The organism is Streptomyces sp. MP131-18, from assembly GCF_001984575.1.
Lineage (GTDB): Bacteria > Actinomycetota > Actinomycetes > Streptomycetales > Streptomycetaceae > Streptomyces > Streptomyces johnsoniae.
Map to the genome: position 1 here is coordinate 2,998,812 of NZ_LZNS01000001.1, position 16,315 is coordinate 3,015,126.

Here is a 16,315-nt window from a genome sequence, read left to right on the forward strand (position 1 = left end):
TCAGATCCGGCGCAGCTCCCACAGGCGCCACACGCCGCTGTTGGACGACAGGTTCTGGATGCCGGAGATCTCCGTGGTGCTGATGGTGATGCGCTTGTCCTGCCAGATCGGGATGAGCGACGCGGCCTCGCTTGCCTGTTCGTGAATCGTGCGGAAGTCCTCGGCCGCCCGGCCGCGGTCCGGCTCGGCCTGCGTGGCTTCTATCAGCCGGTTGACCGAGTCGCTGCTGAAGCCGGTGTTGAGGCCGTCGGCCTGTCCGACGAGCTGGTCGGTGAACGTGGACGGGTCCGGGTAGTCCGCGCGCCAGCCGATGAGGTAGGCGTCGAAGGGGTGCTGCCCGTAGATGGCGGGCAGGAACTCGGCCCACGGGTAGTACGTGATCTCCACGTCGAAAATGCCGTCCGCTTCGAGCTGACGCTCGATCAGCTCCGCCTCGGCGTGGTTGGCGGCGCCGCGCGAGTAGGCCAGGTCGAAGGGCACGGGCAGCTCGTGGCCCGCGGCCTCCAGATCGGCGCGCAGGCCGTCGGCCTCGGTGTCCATGTACCGGTCGTAGTAGGGCGTGCCGTGGCCCGTGAAGCCCACCGGGATCAGCGAGTACAGCGCCTCGACGGTGTCGTGCTGCACGCGGCGGGTGATGGCCTCGCGGTCGAGCAGCGCGGCGGCGGCCTGCCGGAGCTGCTCGTCCGCCATCGGCGCGCCGCCACGGGTGTTGAAGCCGAGCGTGCGGATGGAGGTGCCGGTGGACTCGGTGAAACGGTACTCCGGGTCGCTGGCGCTGAGGTCCGCCATGACCTCGGGCGGCATCTTCCCGTCGTTCACGTCGATCTCGCCGCTCTCCCACGCGTCGGCCAGCAGCTCCTCGGCGGAGGCGTCCTCGGTCTCGGTGAAGTACTCGACGCGGATCGAGTGCTCGGGGACTTCGGCGGCGCCGTCGTAGTCCGGGTTCGGCTCGAGTTCGGCGTACTGGTCGGCCTCGAAGCCGGTGAGCAGGTAGGGGCCCGAGCCGTCGACCTCGTTGTCGGCGCGGGGTTCGAGCTCCTCGTAGTTCTCGCGGTCCACGATCGCGCCCGCGGAGCTGGCCACGACGAAGGGGAAGGTCGCGTCCGGCTTGCTCAGCTCGAAGATCACGTCGCGGCCGTCGACGCGCACGGCGTCCAGCGTGGCCAGCAGGCTGGACGGGCCGGCGTAGGTGAACTTCTCGTCCTCCGGAATGCTGTCGTCCGCGTCCTCCTGCGCCGCCCGCTCGGTCATGGCGAGGATGCGGTCGAAGGAGAACTTGACGTCCTCCGGGGTGATCTCCCGGCCGTTGCTGAAGGTCAGCCCGCCGCGCAACTCGCAGCGGTAGACCGTCAGATGGTTGTCCGTGAACACGCACTCCTCGGCCGCGTCCGGGACGGGCTGCTCCTCGCCGGGTGCGTAGGTCAGCAGTGACTGGTACAGGTTGCTCGTCAGCATCGACGCGCCCGCGTCGAACGCACCGCCCGGATCGAGCATGGATGGTGTGGAGGTGGTGCCCACGACGATCGGGTCCTGCCCGTCACTGTCCGACCGGAAGAACATCCAGCCGCCAACCGCACCGACCACCAGTACCAGGGCCAGTCCGATACCTATGGCCCCTCTGGCCCGGATTCGTCGCACTCCCCGCGCCTCTCCTCGGAAGACATCATGCGGGGCCAAGCCAACCACAGGGGCATATCCCATGGAGTACGCAGGGGGCAACGGACGGGCCACAACTCGCGCTGTGACCGGGCCGTCACGTCTCGGGAACGACTCCCGGCACTCCGGGAACGTCGATGTGGAACTCCACCTCCACCGGCCGCCCGTCGAGCCTGACCGCCACGCTCTGGCTGCCGAGCTGGGGCGAGAAGGCGGCCAGCAGGTACTCTCCATGCGTCGGCGCGATCACCGTGAACCCGCCGTCCTCCGCACTGCGCGTCTTCACCAGGTGCCGTCCACCGCCGGCCCCGGACAGCGTCACCACCGCGCGGGGCAGGGCGACCCCCAGGGAGTCGCGTACGCGGCCCCGGATAATGAGGGCCTCCGCCCCGATCTCGTCCGCCATGCCTTCGCTCCTCCGCCACCGCGTTCTGTATCCGTCACGCTGTCAGTTTGTTCCCTGGTCGTTATCCAAGACACCAGCGTGGCGCGAATAGTTGACTCAGAAGCGAGCTTGAGACGAAAACTGGACAATCGCACGTTCTTTTTGGGCTTCGACCACGGGGCCGCGGGACCGCGGGACCGCGAGTCAGCTCTGGCGGGAGGCCAGTTCGACGACGGTGATGTCCGGGTCGGCGCCGATGCGGACCGGCGGGCCCCAGGCCCCCGCGCCGCGGGTGACGTAGAGCTGAGTGTCCCCGTACCGCTCCAGGCCCGCGAGGGTCGGGTTGGCCAGCCCGGCGAGATAGGTGACGGGCCACAGCTGCCCGCCGTGGGTGTGCCCGGACAGCTGGAGGTCCACCCCGTGGTCCACGGCCTCGTGTATCTGCACCGGCTGGTGCGCCATGAGCACCGTGGCCCGCTGCCGGTCCCGGTCGCCGAGCGCCGCCTCGTAGTCGGGGCCGCCGAAGTCGGTCCCCTTGCCGTCCTCGTCGTTGACGCCCGCCAGGTCGAAGTGGGCCAGTTCGTCGCGGGCGTTCTCCAGCGGCCGCAGCCCCAGCTCCGCCACGTGCTCCAGCCACTCGCGCGGGCCGACCCGGTACTCGTGGTTGCCGGTGACGAAGTAGGCGCCGTCGCGCGATCGCAGCTGCGCGAGCGGCGCGGCGGCCGACCGCAGGTCGTCCACCTCGGCGTCGACCAGGTCGCCGACGACGGCGATGAGGTCGGGCTGGGTCGCGTTCACCGCGTCCACCACGCGCTGGCAGTGCGAACGGCCCGCGACCGGGCCGAGGTGGATGTCGCTGACGACGGCGATGCGGTAACCGTGTCCTGCCCGCGGCAACTTGGCCAGCGGGACCGTCACGTGTTTGGTGGTCAGGTTCCGCGCGGCCCACGAGCCGTAGCCGAGCAGCCCGGCCGTCACCGTTCCCGCGCCGACCGCCACGCCGCGCGACAGCAGGACCCGGCGGCGCAGCCCCGCGGCATCGGGACCGCCCGCGGCCTCCGGGCTGCCGTCCCCGTCCCCGTCCCCGCCGGCCTCACCCACGGGCGCCGACGGCACGGCCGGCGCGGCCGGGCCGGCGGCGGCGCCGGCCGGCACCGGCTCGGCCACGGGCTCGGCCACGGGCTCCGCCTGCCGCTCCGGCGCCGCGCGCCGCGCCCTGCGCAGCACGGCGAAGCGGATCGGCTCGGAGACCAGGAGGGTCAGGACGAGGTAGAGGAGGGCCGCGTACCAGTAGAAGCCCGGCCAGCCCACGACCTGCTGGGCGGCGAACGGCACACCGAACTCGCCGCCGGTCGTCGCCGTGATGGCCAGTAAGGGCAGCGCCACCAGCAGCCCGGTGCCGGCTCTCCGGTACCAGCCGCCGGGCCGCGACACGTCCCGCACGAGGCGTTTCCAGAGGTACCAGTGGACCCCGGCCATGAGCAGGACCATGGGGATGATGGCGCCGATGGGCATGAGCGTCCTTCCTCGTCTGTGATGTCAGTATCCGTGGGCCCGCCGTCCCCCGGATGATCGGGGGCACTCACCGGTTTGGGCCGCTCCGCCCGACCGCTTCCCGGGCGGCAACGGTAGGTTCGCGGTGTGCCGTTCAATCGCTCGTCTTCTTTTCGGACGCCCGTTCGCGCCCTGGTGCTGTCGATAGTCACCACCGGGCTGCTCTCTCCCGCTCTCGCCGCCCGTGCCGAGGACCAGGCGCCCGCCATCGGCGGTGAACTCCTCGGCCGGCCGGGCACACAGGCGCACACCGGTGACGGGGTGCCCGCCGTGCCAGAGGAGCTGACCGCGGAGTCGTGGCTCGTCGCCGACGCCGAGACCGGCGAGGTGCTTGCCGCCCACGACGCCCACCAGCCGCTGCCGCCCGCGAGCACCATCAAGATGCTGTTCGCCGACGCGCTGCTGCCCAAGTTCGACCGCGATGACCTGTACCGGGCCCAGCCCGAGCACTTCGCGGACCTCGGGCCCGGCAGCAGCGCGGTGGGCATCGACGACCACAGGACCTACACGGTCGAGGACCTGTGGCACGGTGTCTTCCTCGCCTCCGGCAACGACGCCGTCTACGCGCTGACCGCCATGAACGGCGGCAAGGAGGAGACCGTCGCCGAGATGAACGCCCGCGCCGAGGAGCTCCAGGCCGCGGACACCCACGTGGTGAACCCGGACGGCTACGACGCCAGGGGCCAGGTCTCCTCCGCCTACGACCTCACCCTCATCGCCCGTTCCGGGCTCCAGAACGCCGACTTCCGCGAGTACGCCGCCACCCCGGACGCCGACTTCCCCGGCGAGGGCGAAGGCGAGGACCGGGAGACATACGAGATCCAGAACACCAACCGGCTGCTCGTCGGCGCCCCGGGGCTCGACCCGTACGAGGGCATCGCCGGCGTCAAGAACGGCTACACCAGCGCCGCGGGCTACACGTTCACCGGTGTCGCGGAACGGGACGGCCGCGTGCTGCTGGTCACCGTGATGGACCCGGACAGCGGCGACAACCTCGCCGTCTACCGGGAGACCGCGGCCCTGTTCGACTGGGGCTTCTCGGTGGCCGGGACGATCCGCCCCGTCGGCGAACTGGTGCGGCCGCTGAGCGAGACCGCCGGCGGGCCCGACGAGCCCGCGGAGGGCGAAGGCGGCAGCCCGCAGGGCGTCGGCGAGGGCAGCGGCGACGGCAAGAACGCCGGGGACGTGCCGCTCGAAGGCGCGGCGGGCGGCGGGAGTTCCGGGGTCGGGCCCGCGGTGGTCGGGTTCACGGCGGCGGGCCTTGCGGTGCTTGCGGCGGCTGCGTGGCTGTTCCACCGCCGTCATCCGCTGCCGGCCGCCGTTCGGGCTCCGCGTCCAGCGCGTCGGCCTCGGGACGCTCCCGGGGAGTGACCGCGGTGGCCGTCCAGGCGCAGCACACCAGCAGGAGTTTGGCCATCAGGTTGATCCAGACCAGAAGCGCGACGGGCACGCCGAAGGCGCCGTACACGTTCCGGGTGGCGACCTCCGTCAGGTAGCCGCCCAGCAGCTGCTTCAGCACCTCGAAGCCGACCGCGCCCATCGCGCAGGCCGTGAGCGTGGCGGTGCGCGGCGGCCTGACCCCGGGCAGCCACACCAGCAGGTACACCAGCAGGAAGAACGTGACGACCGTCGCCAGCAGGTAGGCCAGGAGCTGGAACGGCAGCGCGGTGTCCACCCGCCGCGAGGCCCAGTGCACCGCGCCCACGCCGAGCGCGGACGCGGCGAGCGACAGCAGCGTCACCGCGCCGAGCCCAACCAGCACGCCCATGTCCCTGGCACGGCGCAGGAAGACGTTGTCCTCGGGGTCGGCCAGGTCCCACAGCTCCCGCAGGCAGCCGCGCAGGGCGTCCACCCAGCCGGCGCCCATGGGCAGGACCAGCGCGAGCGAGACGAGGCCGATGGTGCCCGCGTGGTCGAAGAGCGCACCGAGGTTCATCTGGTCGGAGATGCCGGGCACCTGGTCGGACGCCCACTGCTCGATGTCTTCCAGGTGCTGGTCGCTGAGCAGCCAGGCGCCGGTGGCGGCTGCCAGGCCGAGCACGGGGAAGAGGGTGATGAAGCTGGTGAACGTGATCGCGGCGGCCAGCCGCGTCCACGTGCGGTCGTCGAGGTGCCGGTACACCTGCCAGGCACGGCTGCGCAGGAACCAGGCCACCGCCGGTCCGATCCCGGGCAGCCGGGTCAGTTTCTCCATAGCGCCGCTCACGCTATGGCCGTGTGCCCCCTCACGACCGGCCGACACGCGACCGGCCGCGGGCGCCCTCCGCGGCGGCGCGGGCTACGCCGCCTCCTGGGCCCGTTCGAACGCGGAGGAGGCGGGCCGCCGCTGCCGCGGGCAGGGCGCGAACCGGAACTCGCGCCGCAGCGCCCAGGCGCCGTCCCCGCCCTGCTCGTACAGCGCGAAGCCGGCCACCGTCCACGCCGCCTCGTACCGGGCGAGGTCCGCCTGCGCGGCGTCCATCGCGTCCTCGCCGATGCCGTGCGCGACGGTGACGTGCGGGTGGTAGGGGAACTGGAGCTCGCGGGCCAGCGGCCCGCCGTCCTCCCGGACGCGCTCCTGGAGCCAGCCGCACGCCGACCCGCCCTCGACGACCTGCACGAACACGACGGGCGACAGCGGGCGGAAGGTACCCGTGCCGTACAGCCGCATGCGGAACGGGCGCGCCGCCGCGGCGATGCCCGCGAGGTGCTCGTCGATGGCCGGCCGGGCCGCGGCCTCGACCGCGGTGGGCGGCAGCAGGGTCACGTGCGTGGGGATGCCGGCCGCGGCGGCGTCCCCGAAGCCCAGGCGGCGGCGCTGGAGGCGGCTGCCGTGCGGCTCCGGGACCGCGATCGACACGCCGAGCGTGACGGTCCCCGCCAATTCCCTCTCCTGTCAGTGCTGGTCGTGCTGGTCGTTCCGGGTGTCCGGCCGGGCGGCGCTCAGGTCCGGGCCGCGGGCAGGAAGCCCGTCTTCTCGTAGACGTCCGCCAGTGTGCCGACGGCGACCGAACGCGCCTTCTCCGCGCCCAGGGCGAGGATGCGGTCGAGCTCGGCCGGGTCGTCCAGGTACTCCTGGGTGCGGCTGCGGAACGGCGCCACCCAGTCCGCGAATATCCCGGCCAGCTCCGTCTTCAGCGGGCCGTAGAGCTGGCCGGCGAACTTCTCCTCCAGCTCGGCGACGCCTATCCCGGTGAGCGCCGAGTAGATCGACAGCAGGTTGCTGACGCCGGGCTTCTCCTCGGGGTCGAACCTGATCACCGTGCCGGTGTCGGTCACGGCGCTGCGGAACTTCTTCTCGGACTTCTTCGGCTCGTCCATCAGCCACACGATGCCGCGGGGCGAGGAGGCCGACTTGCTCATCTTGACCGAGGGGTCCTGGAGGTCGTAGATCTTCGCCGCGTCCTTCAGGATGTGGGCCCCCGGCACGGTGAACGTGTCGCCGAAGCGCCCGTTGAACCGCTCGGCGAGATCCCGGGTCAGCTCGATGTGCTGCCGCTGGTCCTCGCCTACGGGCACCTCGTTCGCCTGATACAGCAGGATGTCGGCGGCCTGGAGCACCGGGTACGTGAACAGGCCGACGGTGGTGCCCTCGGTGCCCTGCCTGGCCGACTTGTCCTTGAACTGCGTCATGCGGGCGGCCTCGCCGAAGCCCGTCAGGCAGTTGAGCACCCAGGCCAGCTGCGCGTGCTCGGGCACCTGGCTCTGGAGGAACAGCGTGCACCGGGCAGGGTCGAGGCCCGCACCCAGGAGCTGGGCCGCGGCGAGCCGCGTGGCCTCGCGCAGCGCCCCGGGGTCCTGCGGAATGGTGATGGCGTGCAGGTCGACGATCGAGTAGAAGGCGTCGTGCGTCTCCTGGAGCGCCACCCACTGGCGGACCGCGCCCAGGTAGTTGCCCAGGTGGAAGGAGCCCGCGGTGGGCTGGATTCCGGAGAACACGCGGAGACGTCTCAAGGCCATGCGGCCCATTGTCTCAGGTCCGCCTGCGCCCCCGGCAGCCCAGCCCGCGGCCGCGGTGGGGCGCGGAGGTATCTTGATGGCGAGACAGTGAACGGCCGGGAGGCGCGCGGCGCGGGCCGCGGTCGCCCGGCACGGACACCCGTCCGTCCCAGGGCGGACGGGCGGGGGATAATCTGGCCGCGAAGCGGCCGTCATTGACCCGGAAGGCCCCACATGCCCCGCACACCCGTCAACGTCACCGTCACCGGCGCGGCCGGCCAGATCGGCTACGCCCTGCTGTTCCGCATCGCCTCCGGGCACCTGCTCGGCCCGGACACCCCGGTCCGCCTGCGGCTGCTGGAGATCACCCCCGCCCTCGGCGCCGCCGAGGGCACCGCCATGGAGCTGGACGACTGCGCGTTCCCGCTGCTGGCCGGCATCGACATCAGCGACAACCCCGACGTGGCGTTCGACGGCGCGAACGTCGCGCTGCTCGTCGGCGCGCGCCCCCGCACCAAGGGCATGGAGCGCGGCGACCTGCTGGAGGCCAACGGCGGCATCTTCAAGCCGCAGGGCAAGGCCATCAACGACCATGCCGCGGACGACGTGAAGGTCCTGGTCGTGGGCAACCCGGCCAACACCAACGCGCTGATCGCCCGTTCGGCCGCCCCCGACGTGCCCGCCGAGCGGTTCACCGCCATGACGCGCCTGGACCACAACCGCGCGCTGTCCCAGCTGTCGAAGAAGACCGGCGTCCCGGTCGCCGAGATCCGCAGGCTCACCATCTGGGGCAACCACTCGGCGACCCAGTACCCGGACATCTTCCACGCCGAGGTCGCGGGCAAGAACGCGGCCGAGGCCGTCGCCGACGAGACCTGGCTGGCGGAGGACTTCATCCCGACGGTCGCCAAGCGCGGCGCGGCCATCATCGAGGCGCGCGGCGCCTCCTCGGCCGCCTCGGCGGCGAACGCGGCCATCGACCACGTCCACACCTGGGTGAACGGCACCGCGGAGGGCGACTGGACCTCCATGGCCGTGCCGTCCGACGGGTCCTACGGCGTTCCGGAGGGCCTGATCTCCTCGTTCCCCGTCACCACCGCGGGCGGCGAGTACCGCATTGTCCAGGACCTCGCCGTGAACGCGTTCTCCCGCCCCCGCATCGACGCCTCCGTCGCGGAGCTGGCGGATGAGCGCGAGGCGGTTCGCGCCCTCGGCCTCATCTGAAACACTGCGGACGTAACCCCTGTGGCCCCCACACACGCTGTCGGGGCCACACTGCGTCCGCCGCCGCACCTGTCGAAGGAACCCTGCCGATGCCCATACGTCACCCCCTCCTCGCCGGGGCAGGTGCCCTCAGCCTGGTCGCGATGAGCGCGTGCAGCCTGGCCGACGGGGTGACGGAGACCGAGGAGCGCCCGCCCGTGCTCATCGCCATGCCCGCATGGCCCGGCGGCCAGGCGAACGCCGCGGTCGCCGCCCACGTCCTGGAGAACGAGCTGGGCGTGCCGGTCGAGCGGGTCGAGTCGGGCCAGGCGGACGCCTGGGACGCGCTGGGCAGCGGCGCCATCCAGGCGATCCTGGAGGACTGGGGCGCGGTGCCGGACAAGGCCGAGCTGTACGTCGAGCACAAGAAGTACGTGGTGGACGCAGGTGCGCTCGGGATCACCGGGCACGTCGGCTGGTACGTGCCCAGGGCCTTCGCCGAGGCGCATCCCGAGGCCCTGGACTGGCACCGTCTCGGCGAGTTCACCGATCAGTTCGGCGGCCGGATACTCCAGGGCGACCCGCAGTTCGCCACCCGCGAAGAGACGATCATCGAGGACCTCGGCCTCGATCTGCGGACCGCGGCGGCGGGCAGCGAGGACGCCCTGGTCGCGGAGATATACCGCGCGGAGCGCGGCGGCACGCCGCTGCTCACCTACTTCTGGCAGCCGCACTGGCTGGCGGAAGAGGTCGAGCTGGTGGAGGTCGACCTGCCCGGCTACTATCCGCACATCGAGCTGCGCAAGTACCTCAACGCCGAGTTCGCGGCGGAGGGCGGCGAGGCCGCCGAGTTCCTCCAGCGGTTCTCCTGGACGGAGCACGACCAGAACGAGGTGGCCGGGCTCATCGCCAACGAGGGCATGACCCCGGCCGCCGCCGCCGAACGCTGGGTCACCGAGCACCCGGACGCGGTCGCGGCCTGGCTCGGGGAGTGACCCGGCCCGTCAGCCCGCGGAGAACCGCAGCACGTCGCTCAGGAACGGCACTTCCAGCCACGGGTCCGGCTCGGCCATCAGCGTCAGCAGCACGATCACGCCGCCCAGCAGCGAGTACGTCACCACGTCGGTGAACCGGGACCTGACCGCCAGCATGCCCACCGCGGGCAGCCAGCCGCGCAGCAGCCCGCCCCCGATCAGCCCGCCGCCCACCGCCAGGAGCCCGATCCGGAAGTCGGCGAGGGTGATGAGCAGCCCGGCCAGGACCGTACCGAGCACGGCGAGGAACGGCCACTGCCTGATCGGGGCCGGGGCGTCGCCGCCCGCGCTGCGCCGGCCGCCCTCGGGCCTGGCGGTGCCGCGCGTCGGGTACTTGTCGGCCGTCCTGCGGCGCCTGCGCCAGACGGTGCCGTTCGCGCCCATGGAACGCCTTCCCTCACTCTTCGGCCGCGGCCGCGCGCTCGGCGGCCTCGACCACGTTCGTCAGCAGCATCGCCCGGGTCATCGGGCCCACGCCGCCGGGGTTGGGCGAGATCCAGCCCGCGACCTCGGCCACCCCCGGGTGGACGTCGCCGACGATTTTGCCCTGCTCGTCGCGGCTGACGCCGACGTCGAGCACGGCCGCGCCCGGCTTCACGTCCTCCGGCTTGACCAGGTGCGGCACTCCCGCCGCGGCGACCACGATGTCCGCACGCCGCAGGTGCGCCGACATCTCGCGGGTGCCGGTGTGGACCTGCGTCACGGTCGCGTTCTCGCCGCGGCGGGTGAGCAGCAGCGGCAGGGAGCGGCCGACGGTGACGCCGCGGCCGATGACGACGACGTGCGCGCCGGCGAGGGCGACGCCGTACCGGCGCAGCAGCGCGATGATGCCGTTCGGCGTGCAGGGCAGCGGGGCGGGCTCGCCGAGTACGAGACGGCCGAGGTTCGTCGGGTGCAGCCCGTCGGCGTCCTTGGCCGGGTCCACCAGCTCCAGCACGCGGTTGACGTCGATGCCGCGGGGCAGCGGCAGCTGCACCAGGTAGCCGGTGCAGGCGGGGTCCGCGTTCAGCTCCTGGACGACGGCCTCGACCTCCGCCTGGGTGGCGGTGGCCGGCAGGGCGCGCCGGATCGAGGCGATGCCGACGGCGGCGCAGTCGCGGTGCTTGCCCGCGACGTACTTCTGGCTGCCGACGTCGTCGCCCACCAGCAGCGTGCCGAGCCCGGGGGTGACCCCGCGCTCCCGGAGGGCGGCGACCCGGGTGGTGAGATCGGATTTGATCGCGGCTGCGGTGGCCTTGCCATCGAGAATCTCGGCGCTCATGCCCCCATCCTCGCGGATGCGGGGGCCTGCCCACCAATCCGCCCCCGGAACACCGCACGCCCGCCGTGCCGGACGATGTATCAGCTTTGCCACAGTCCTGCCGCCCAGGTGGACAGCGGGGAAGGCGCGGCTGTGGAATAGCGGCCCTGGCCGGCCGGGGGAACGTGCCGTCGGCGCCGTGGGGCGCCCAGGTCGCTGCGGGCCTTCCGCGCCAGCGGGCCGAGCGGCCGTCCCGGCCATGCAGGACTTCATCGCAAGGAGCCCACTGGACGTGAGCAACTATCAGAATCCGCCCGGGCAGCCGCCGCAGGGGCCCGTGCCCCCGGGTGGGCAGCCAGGACCGTACCCGCCGCAGGGCGGGCCGCAGCCGGGCCCCTACCCGCCGCAGAACCCGCCGCCACCAGGACCGTACGGAGCGCCGGACGCGGCCACGCAGTCCGCCCCGCCGCCGCAGCAACCGGGTCCGTACCCGCCGCAGGGCCCGCCGCCCGCGCCGGGCCCGTACGGGGCGCCGGACGCGGCCACCCAGCCGGGTCCGCCGCCGCAGCAGCCGGGCGGCCTTCCGGCGCCCTACGCGCCGCAGGGCGGCCCGCCCGTGTCGTATCCGCCGGAGGGCCAGATGCCGCCGGGGATGCCCGGCATGCCGGGGCAGCCGGCCGGGTTCGGCTACGCGATGCCGCTGCGCGGGCCCGGTGTCACGTGGCTGCTCGGGCTCATCACCTGCGGGATCTACGCCCTGGTGTGGTGGTACAAGATCCAGAAAGAGCTGAACCAGTTCGACCAGCGCATCGAGGTCAGCCCGGGCATGAGCGTCCTGGCGTTCCTGCCGGGCGCATACCTGCTGGTCCCGCCGTTCGTCTCGGTGGCGAACACCGCCGGCCGCATTTCGGCGGCGCAGCGCGCCGCGGGCCTGCCGCCGACGTGCAGCGGCGGCCTGGGGATTCTGCTGTACATCCTGCTGGGGACGCACATGATCTACTACCAGTCGGAGATCAACAAGATCCACCACCACTACCAGGGCCCGCCGCCCGGTACCCCGCTCCCGCTGGTCGCCTGAGGGCTCCGGCGGGGACGCCACGCGCCGGTTCGTCCGCCGGTCGCGCGCCGGGCATCTCCGGCGCGCGCCCCGGGCGTTCCGGCGCAAACTGATCATGGACACTTCAGCCCGCGGGTAACGCTCCATCAGGCCACCTCCCCCCACCGCACGGAGCCGCCTGATGCGACGCAGCACCGCGACGTTTTCCGGCACGGTCCTCGCCCTCCTCCTCACCGCCGCCCTGCTCGCCCCGGCCGCGGCCGCGGCCCCGCCCGGCATTCCCGACGCCGCGACCGCGCGGGCCGAGCTGGCCGCCCTCACCGTGGCGCCCCCCGGCTCGATGGCGGGCTACTCGCGCCGCCTGTTCCCCCACTGGACCAGCCGCGACGGCTGTTCCACGCGGGAGGAGGTGCTGAAGCGGGACGGCGAGGGCGTCACGGTCGACGCGGACTGCCGGCCCGTCTCCGGCACCTGGTACAGCCCCTACGACGACGTCACGGTGCCCGCCTCGTCCCGCGTCGACATCGACCACGTCGTCCCGCTGGCCGAGGCGTGGCGTTCGGGCGCGGACGCCTGGACCACCGACCGGCGCGAGGCGTTCGCGAACGACCTCGGCCGCCCCCAGCTCATCGCGGCCAGCGCCGCGTCCAACCGTTCCAAGGGTGACCAGGACCCCGCGGAATGGCAGCCCCGCGCCGCCGCGTACCACTGCACCTACGGGAAGATGTGGGTCAGGGCCAAGTACCACTGGCAGCTGACGATCGACGACGCGGAACGCACGGCACTGCGGGAGATGCTCAGCACCTGCTGAGTTTCCTGCTGAAATACGCCACATGACCACGAAGAGCGACATGACCGAAAAGTTCTCCGTCTTCACGGCCCCGCGCGGCGGCGTGATGACCAAGGAGGTCGGGGTCGTCACCGGCGAACTCGAACTGCACACCGCCGCCGAGGCCGACGGCACCCTCACCCTCCGCATCCGCTACGCGGGCGCGGACGAGTGGTACACGGTGGACGGCGGCCCGTACCGGCTGCACGACCCGCGCGACCACGAGGTCCTGCACGACGTGCTGGTCGGCCTGCTGCACCGCCCGCAGCCGTGACCTGCGGGGGCGCGGCACCCGCGGGTGCCGCGCCCCCCGATCCGCGTCAGTGGAAGAAGTGCCGCGTACCGGTGAAGTACATCGTCACCGAGGCCGCGCGGGCCGCCTCGGTCACCTGCTCGTCGCGGACGGAGCCGCCCGGCTGCACCACGGCCCTGACGCCCGCCTCGGCCAGCACCTCGAAGCCGTCGGGGAACGGGAAGAACGCGTCCGACGCCGCGTACGCCCCCGCCGCGCGCTCCGCCCCCGCACGCTGCACCGCGAGCCTGGCGGAGTCCACCCGGTTGACCTGGCCCATCCCGACGCCGACGGTGGCACCGTCCTTGGCCAGCAGGATCGCGTTCGACTTCACGGCCCGGCAGGCGCGCCAGGCGAACGCCAGCTCGGCCAGCTCCCCCTCCGGCAGCGGCTCGCCCGCCGCCAGGCGCCACGTCGCCGGGTCGTCGCCCGGCGCCTGGAGGCGGTCGGTGACCTGCACCAGCGTCCCGCCGTCGATCGGCCGGTACTCGGTGGCCGCGGCCGGCGGCTCCAGGCAGCGCAGCACCCGGATGTTCTTCTTGCGGGCCAGCACCTCCACCGCGCCCTCCTCGTAGCCGGGCGCCACGATCACCTCGGTGAAGATCTCCGCGACCTGCTCCGCCATGGCCACCGACACCGGCCGGTTCGCGGCGATGACGCCGCCGAAGGCGGACAGCGGGTCGCAGGCGTGCGCCCTGCGGTGCGCCTGCGCCACGTCCGCCCCGACCGCGATGCCGCAGGGATTGGTGTGCTTGACGACCGCGACGCACGGCAGTTCGTGGTCGTAGGCCGCCCGGCGGGCCGCCTCGGTGTCCACGTAGTTGTTGTACGACATCTCCTTGCCGTGCAGCTGCTCGGCCGCCGCGAGGCCCGTGCCCGAGCCGTCCCCGTAGAGGGCCGCTGCCTGGTGCGGGTTCTCCCCGTAGCGCAGCACCCGTTCCAGCGAGAACGCCAGACGCGCGTTCTCCACGAACAGCTCGCCCTCCGCCGCCTCGGCGGGCCCGGCCGCGTCGAGCTGCGCGAACCAGCCGGCCACCGCGGCGTCGTAGGCCGCGGTGTGCGCGAACGCCTGCGCCGCGAGCCGGCGCCGCTCCTCCAGCGTGAACCCGCCGCCCGCCGCCGCGGCCAGCACGTCCGGGTAGCGCGCGGGGTCGGTGACCACCGCGACCGACGGGTGGTTCTTGGCCGCCGCGCGCAGCATCGCCGGGCCGCCGATGTCGATCTGCTCCACGCACTCGTCCGGCGAGGCACCGGACTCCACCGTCAGCTGGAACGGGTAGAGGTTGACCACGACCAGGTCGAACGCCTCGATGCCCAGCTCCTCCAGCTGCTCCCGGTGGGCGGGCAGGCGCTGGTCGGCCAGGAGGCCGGCGTGCACCCGCGGGTGCAGCGTCTTGACCCGGCCGTCCAGGCACTCGGGGAAGCCGGTCAGCTCCTCGACCGGCGTGACCGGCACCCCCGCGGCGGCGATGCGTGCCGCCGTGGAGCCGGTCGACACGATCCGCACCCCGGCCGCGTGGAGCCCGCCGGCCAGCTCCTCCAGGCCGGTCTTGTCGTAGACGCTGACCAGCGCGCGGCGAACGGGCCGCCTCGTCTCTTCCGCGGTCACGGGATATGCACCTTCCGTCCCTCGATCCTGTACCCGTCGCGGGCGAGCCGGCCCACGACGTCGACGAGGAGCCGCCGCTCGACGTCCTTGATGCGCTCGTGCAGCGCCGCCTCGTCGTCCGCCTCGCGGATCGCCACCGCCTCCTGGGCGATGATCGGCCCCGAGTCCACCCCGGCGTCCATGAAGTGCACCGTGCAGCCGGTCACCCTGACCCCGTGGGCCAGCGCGTCGCGCACCCCGTGCGCGCCGGGGAAGCTCGGCAGCAGCGCCGGATGCGTGTTGATGGTCCGGTCGCCGAAGGCGGCGAGGAACGCCGTGCCCACGATCTTCATGAACCCGGCCGACACCACCAGGTCCGGCCGGTGCGCGGCCACCGCGCCGGCCAGCGCCGCGTCCCACTCGGCGCGGGTCGCGAAGTCGCGGACCCGGCACACGAACGTCGGCACCCCCGCGCGCTCGGCGCGCCGCAGGCCCTCGATCCCGTCCCGGTCCGCCCCGACCGCCACCACCTCGGCGCCGTATGCGGCCCCGCCTTCGGCCACGGCGTCGAGCAGTGCCTGAAGGTTCGTGCCCGAACCGGAGACGAGGACGACGACGCGCGCCGGAGACGTACGCTCGGGGGCAGCAGCCACGATCGGGGTCTTTCGTCAGGGGGAGCCGTGAGCCGCAACGATACCGGTACGCCTCGCTCCCCCCGTGCCCCGGTGGGGCCCGGCTCCAGGTACCGTCGATGGCACCGGCGCCTTTCCAGCGGTCCGGCACCTAAGAGGGAGACTCGACGACCACGATGACGGACCGACGCCGCGCCGCCGGCCAGCAGGACCGGAAAGGCGAGGAGGACAACCCCTTCGCCCCGCCACCCGAGGGACAGCCGGACCGGCCGTGGCAGCCGCGTCGGCCGGAGGGGTCCGACGGGGGCGGCGAGGACGGATCGCAGGAGGGGCCACCGCGCCAGCGCTGGGGCAGCCAGTGGAGCAGGCGCCAGCCGAAGCGCCAGAACGGCGGGTTCGGCGAGCCGCCCTCCGACCCCGACCGCAAGCCCGGCGGCCCGGGCGGGGGTTCCCGCTGGGACCCGTCCGACCCCGCGCAGCGGCACGCCCGTTACGCCGTGCTGGCCGGCATGTGGGGAGTCTTCGGCGGTCTGCTCGGCTGGGAGTGGCTGGCGCTGCTGCTGGGGGCGCTCGCCCTGTACTGGGGCATCAGCGCCCTGCGCGGCGGCCCGAAGGAGAAGCCGGAGGGCAGGAACCGGCGCCTGGAGAAGCTGGAGGGCGAGCCGCTCCCGCCGTCCGGGCCCCCCTCCCCCGGCCCCGCGGCGCCCGGCGCGCGCCCCGCGCGCCCGCAGTTCGCCGCGGCGGTCTCCGGGGTCGTGCTGGCGTCCGCGGCGCTGGCGATCGTCGCGGCCACGTACACCGTGCAGCTCGTGTACAAGGACTACTTCGACTGCGTGAGCGACGCGCTGACCAGGCCGTCGCAGCAGGCGTGCGAGGAGCTGCTGCCCAGTCAGCTCCGCCCGATACTGGGCGAACAGGACTGACGAC

16 protein-coding genes and 1 pseudogene are annotated in these 16,315 nt (G+C 73.1%); 7 read left to right on the top strand and 10 right to left on the bottom strand.

The features are described from left to right. From STBA_RS13255 to STBA_RS13265, 3 genes are all read right to left on the bottom strand, one after another. Complete coding sequence (locus STBA_RS13255; protein WP_077059443.1) at positions 1-1,638, bottom strand: ABC transporter substrate-binding protein; 1,638 nt, start codon at positions 1,636-1,638, stop codon at positions 1-3. Positions 1,639-1,753: 115 nt separating this feature from the next. Continuing rightward, positions 1,754-2,062 (bottom strand): carboxypeptidase-like regulatory domain-containing protein, encoded by a 309-nt coding sequence (locus tag STBA_RS13260; RefSeq protein ID WP_077059444.1) that lies wholly within the window; start codon positions 2,060-2,062, stop codon positions 1,754-1,756. 183 nt (positions 2,063-2,245) lie between these two features. After that, positions 2,246-3,556 carry a metallophosphoesterase gene (locus STBA_RS13265; RefSeq protein WP_077059445.1) on the bottom strand — a complete coding sequence of 437 codons (1,311 nt, stop codon included), beginning with the start codon at positions 3,554-3,556 and terminating at the stop codon, positions 2,246-2,248. 198 nt (positions 3,557-3,754) lie between these two features. Between STBA_RS13265 and STBA_RS13270 the strand changes: the two genes are divergently transcribed. Continuing rightward, positions 3,755-4,966, top strand: coding sequence for a serine hydrolase (locus tag STBA_RS13270; protein WP_253195227.1), 1,212 nt, complete (start codon positions 3,755-3,757; stop codon positions 4,964-4,966). A gap of 64 nt (positions 4,967-5,030) precedes the next feature. On the opposite strand, the pseudogene STBA_RS13275 reads toward STBA_RS13270, so the two are convergent. From STBA_RS13275 to trpS, 3 genes and pseudogenes are all read right to left on the bottom strand, one after another. Beyond that, positions 5,031-5,789: pseudogene (locus tag STBA_RS13275) on the bottom strand (YihY/virulence factor BrkB family protein); the annotation flags it as partial. 84 nt (positions 5,790-5,873) lie between these two features. Next, entirely contained in the window at positions 5,874-6,458 is a 585-nt protein-coding gene (locus STBA_RS13280) for a 2'-5' RNA ligase family protein (protein WP_077059447.1), read from the bottom strand. Positions 6,459-6,517: 59 nt separating this feature from the next. Then, entirely contained in the window at positions 6,518-7,534 is a 1,017-nt protein-coding gene (gene trpS / locus STBA_RS13285; RefSeq protein WP_077063304.1) for a tryptophan--tRNA ligase, read from the bottom strand. 213 nt (positions 7,535-7,747) lie between these two features. Between trpS and STBA_RS13290 the strand changes: the two genes are divergently transcribed. Both STBA_RS13290 and STBA_RS13295 read left to right on the top strand, forming a co-directional pair. Further along, positions 7,748-8,737 carry a malate dehydrogenase gene (locus tag STBA_RS13290; protein ID WP_077059448.1) on the top strand — a complete coding sequence of 330 codons (990 nt, stop codon included), beginning with the start codon at positions 7,748-7,750 and terminating at the stop codon, positions 8,735-8,737. Between the two features lie 89 nt (positions 8,738-8,826). Continuing rightward, complete coding sequence (locus STBA_RS13295) at positions 8,827-9,711, top strand: glycine betaine ABC transporter substrate-binding protein (RefSeq protein WP_077059449.1); 885 nt, start codon at positions 8,827-8,829, stop codon at positions 9,709-9,711. A 9-nt stretch (positions 9,712-9,720) separates the two neighbouring features. Here STBA_RS13295 and STBA_RS13300 read toward each other — a convergent pair whose 3' ends face one another. Together STBA_RS13300 and STBA_RS13305 are read right to left on the bottom strand one after the other, a co-directional pair. Further along, positions 9,721-10,134: a DUF3017 domain-containing protein gene (locus STBA_RS13300; protein ID WP_077059450.1), complete on the bottom strand. Its 414-nt coding sequence runs from the start codon at positions 10,132-10,134 to the stop codon at positions 9,721-9,723. 13 nt (positions 10,135-10,147) lie between these two features. Further along, a complete protein-coding gene (locus tag STBA_RS13305; protein WP_077059451.1) occupies positions 10,148-11,011 on the bottom strand; it encodes a bifunctional methylenetetrahydrofolate dehydrogenase/methenyltetrahydrofolate cyclohydrolase in 864 nt (287 codons plus the stop codon). Between the two features lie 271 nt (positions 11,012-11,282). Here STBA_RS13305 and STBA_RS37135 point away from each other — a divergent pair, with 271 nt between their 5' ends. The 3 genes from STBA_RS37135 to STBA_RS13320 all read left to right on the top strand — a co-directional run bounded on the left by STBA_RS37135 (position 11,283) and on the right by STBA_RS13320 (position 13,150). Next, positions 11,283-12,068 carry a DUF4234 domain-containing protein gene (locus tag STBA_RS37135; protein WP_077059452.1) on the top strand — a complete coding sequence of 262 codons (786 nt, stop codon included), beginning with the start codon at positions 11,283-11,285 and terminating at the stop codon, positions 12,066-12,068. 160 nt (positions 12,069-12,228) lie between these two features. Next, entirely contained in the window at positions 12,229-12,858 is a 630-nt protein-coding gene (locus STBA_RS13315) for an HNH endonuclease family protein (RefSeq protein ID WP_077059453.1), read from the top strand. Positions 12,859-12,880: 22 nt separating this feature from the next. After that, entirely contained in the window at positions 12,881-13,150 is a 270-nt protein-coding gene (locus tag STBA_RS13320) for a hypothetical protein (RefSeq protein ID WP_253194710.1), read from the top strand. Positions 13,151-13,196: 46 nt separating this feature from the next. Here STBA_RS13320 and purH read toward each other — a convergent pair whose 3' ends face one another. Both purH and purN read right to left on the bottom strand, forming a co-directional pair. After that, positions 13,197-14,777: a bifunctional phosphoribosylaminoimidazolecarboxamide formyltransferase/IMP cyclohydrolase gene (gene purH / locus STBA_RS13325; RefSeq protein WP_077059454.1), complete on the bottom strand. Its 1,581-nt coding sequence runs from the start codon at positions 14,775-14,777 to the stop codon at positions 13,197-13,199. Next, on the bottom strand, positions 14,774-15,409 hold the full coding sequence (gene purN, locus STBA_RS13330) for a phosphoribosylglycinamide formyltransferase (protein WP_077059455.1): 636 nt from the start codon (positions 15,407-15,409) through the stop codon (positions 14,774-14,776). Before purN ends, purH begins: the two co-directional genes overlap by 4 nt. A gap of 155 nt (positions 15,410-15,564) precedes the next feature. Here purN and STBA_RS13335 point away from each other — a divergent pair, with 155 nt between their 5' ends. Further along, the gene (locus STBA_RS13335; RefSeq protein ID WP_077059456.1) at positions 15,565-16,311 is read left to right on the top strand and encodes a hypothetical protein; all 747 of its coding nucleotides are present in this window, start codon (positions 15,565-15,567) and stop codon (positions 16,309-16,311) included. Positions 16,312-16,315: the final 4 nt, after the last annotated feature.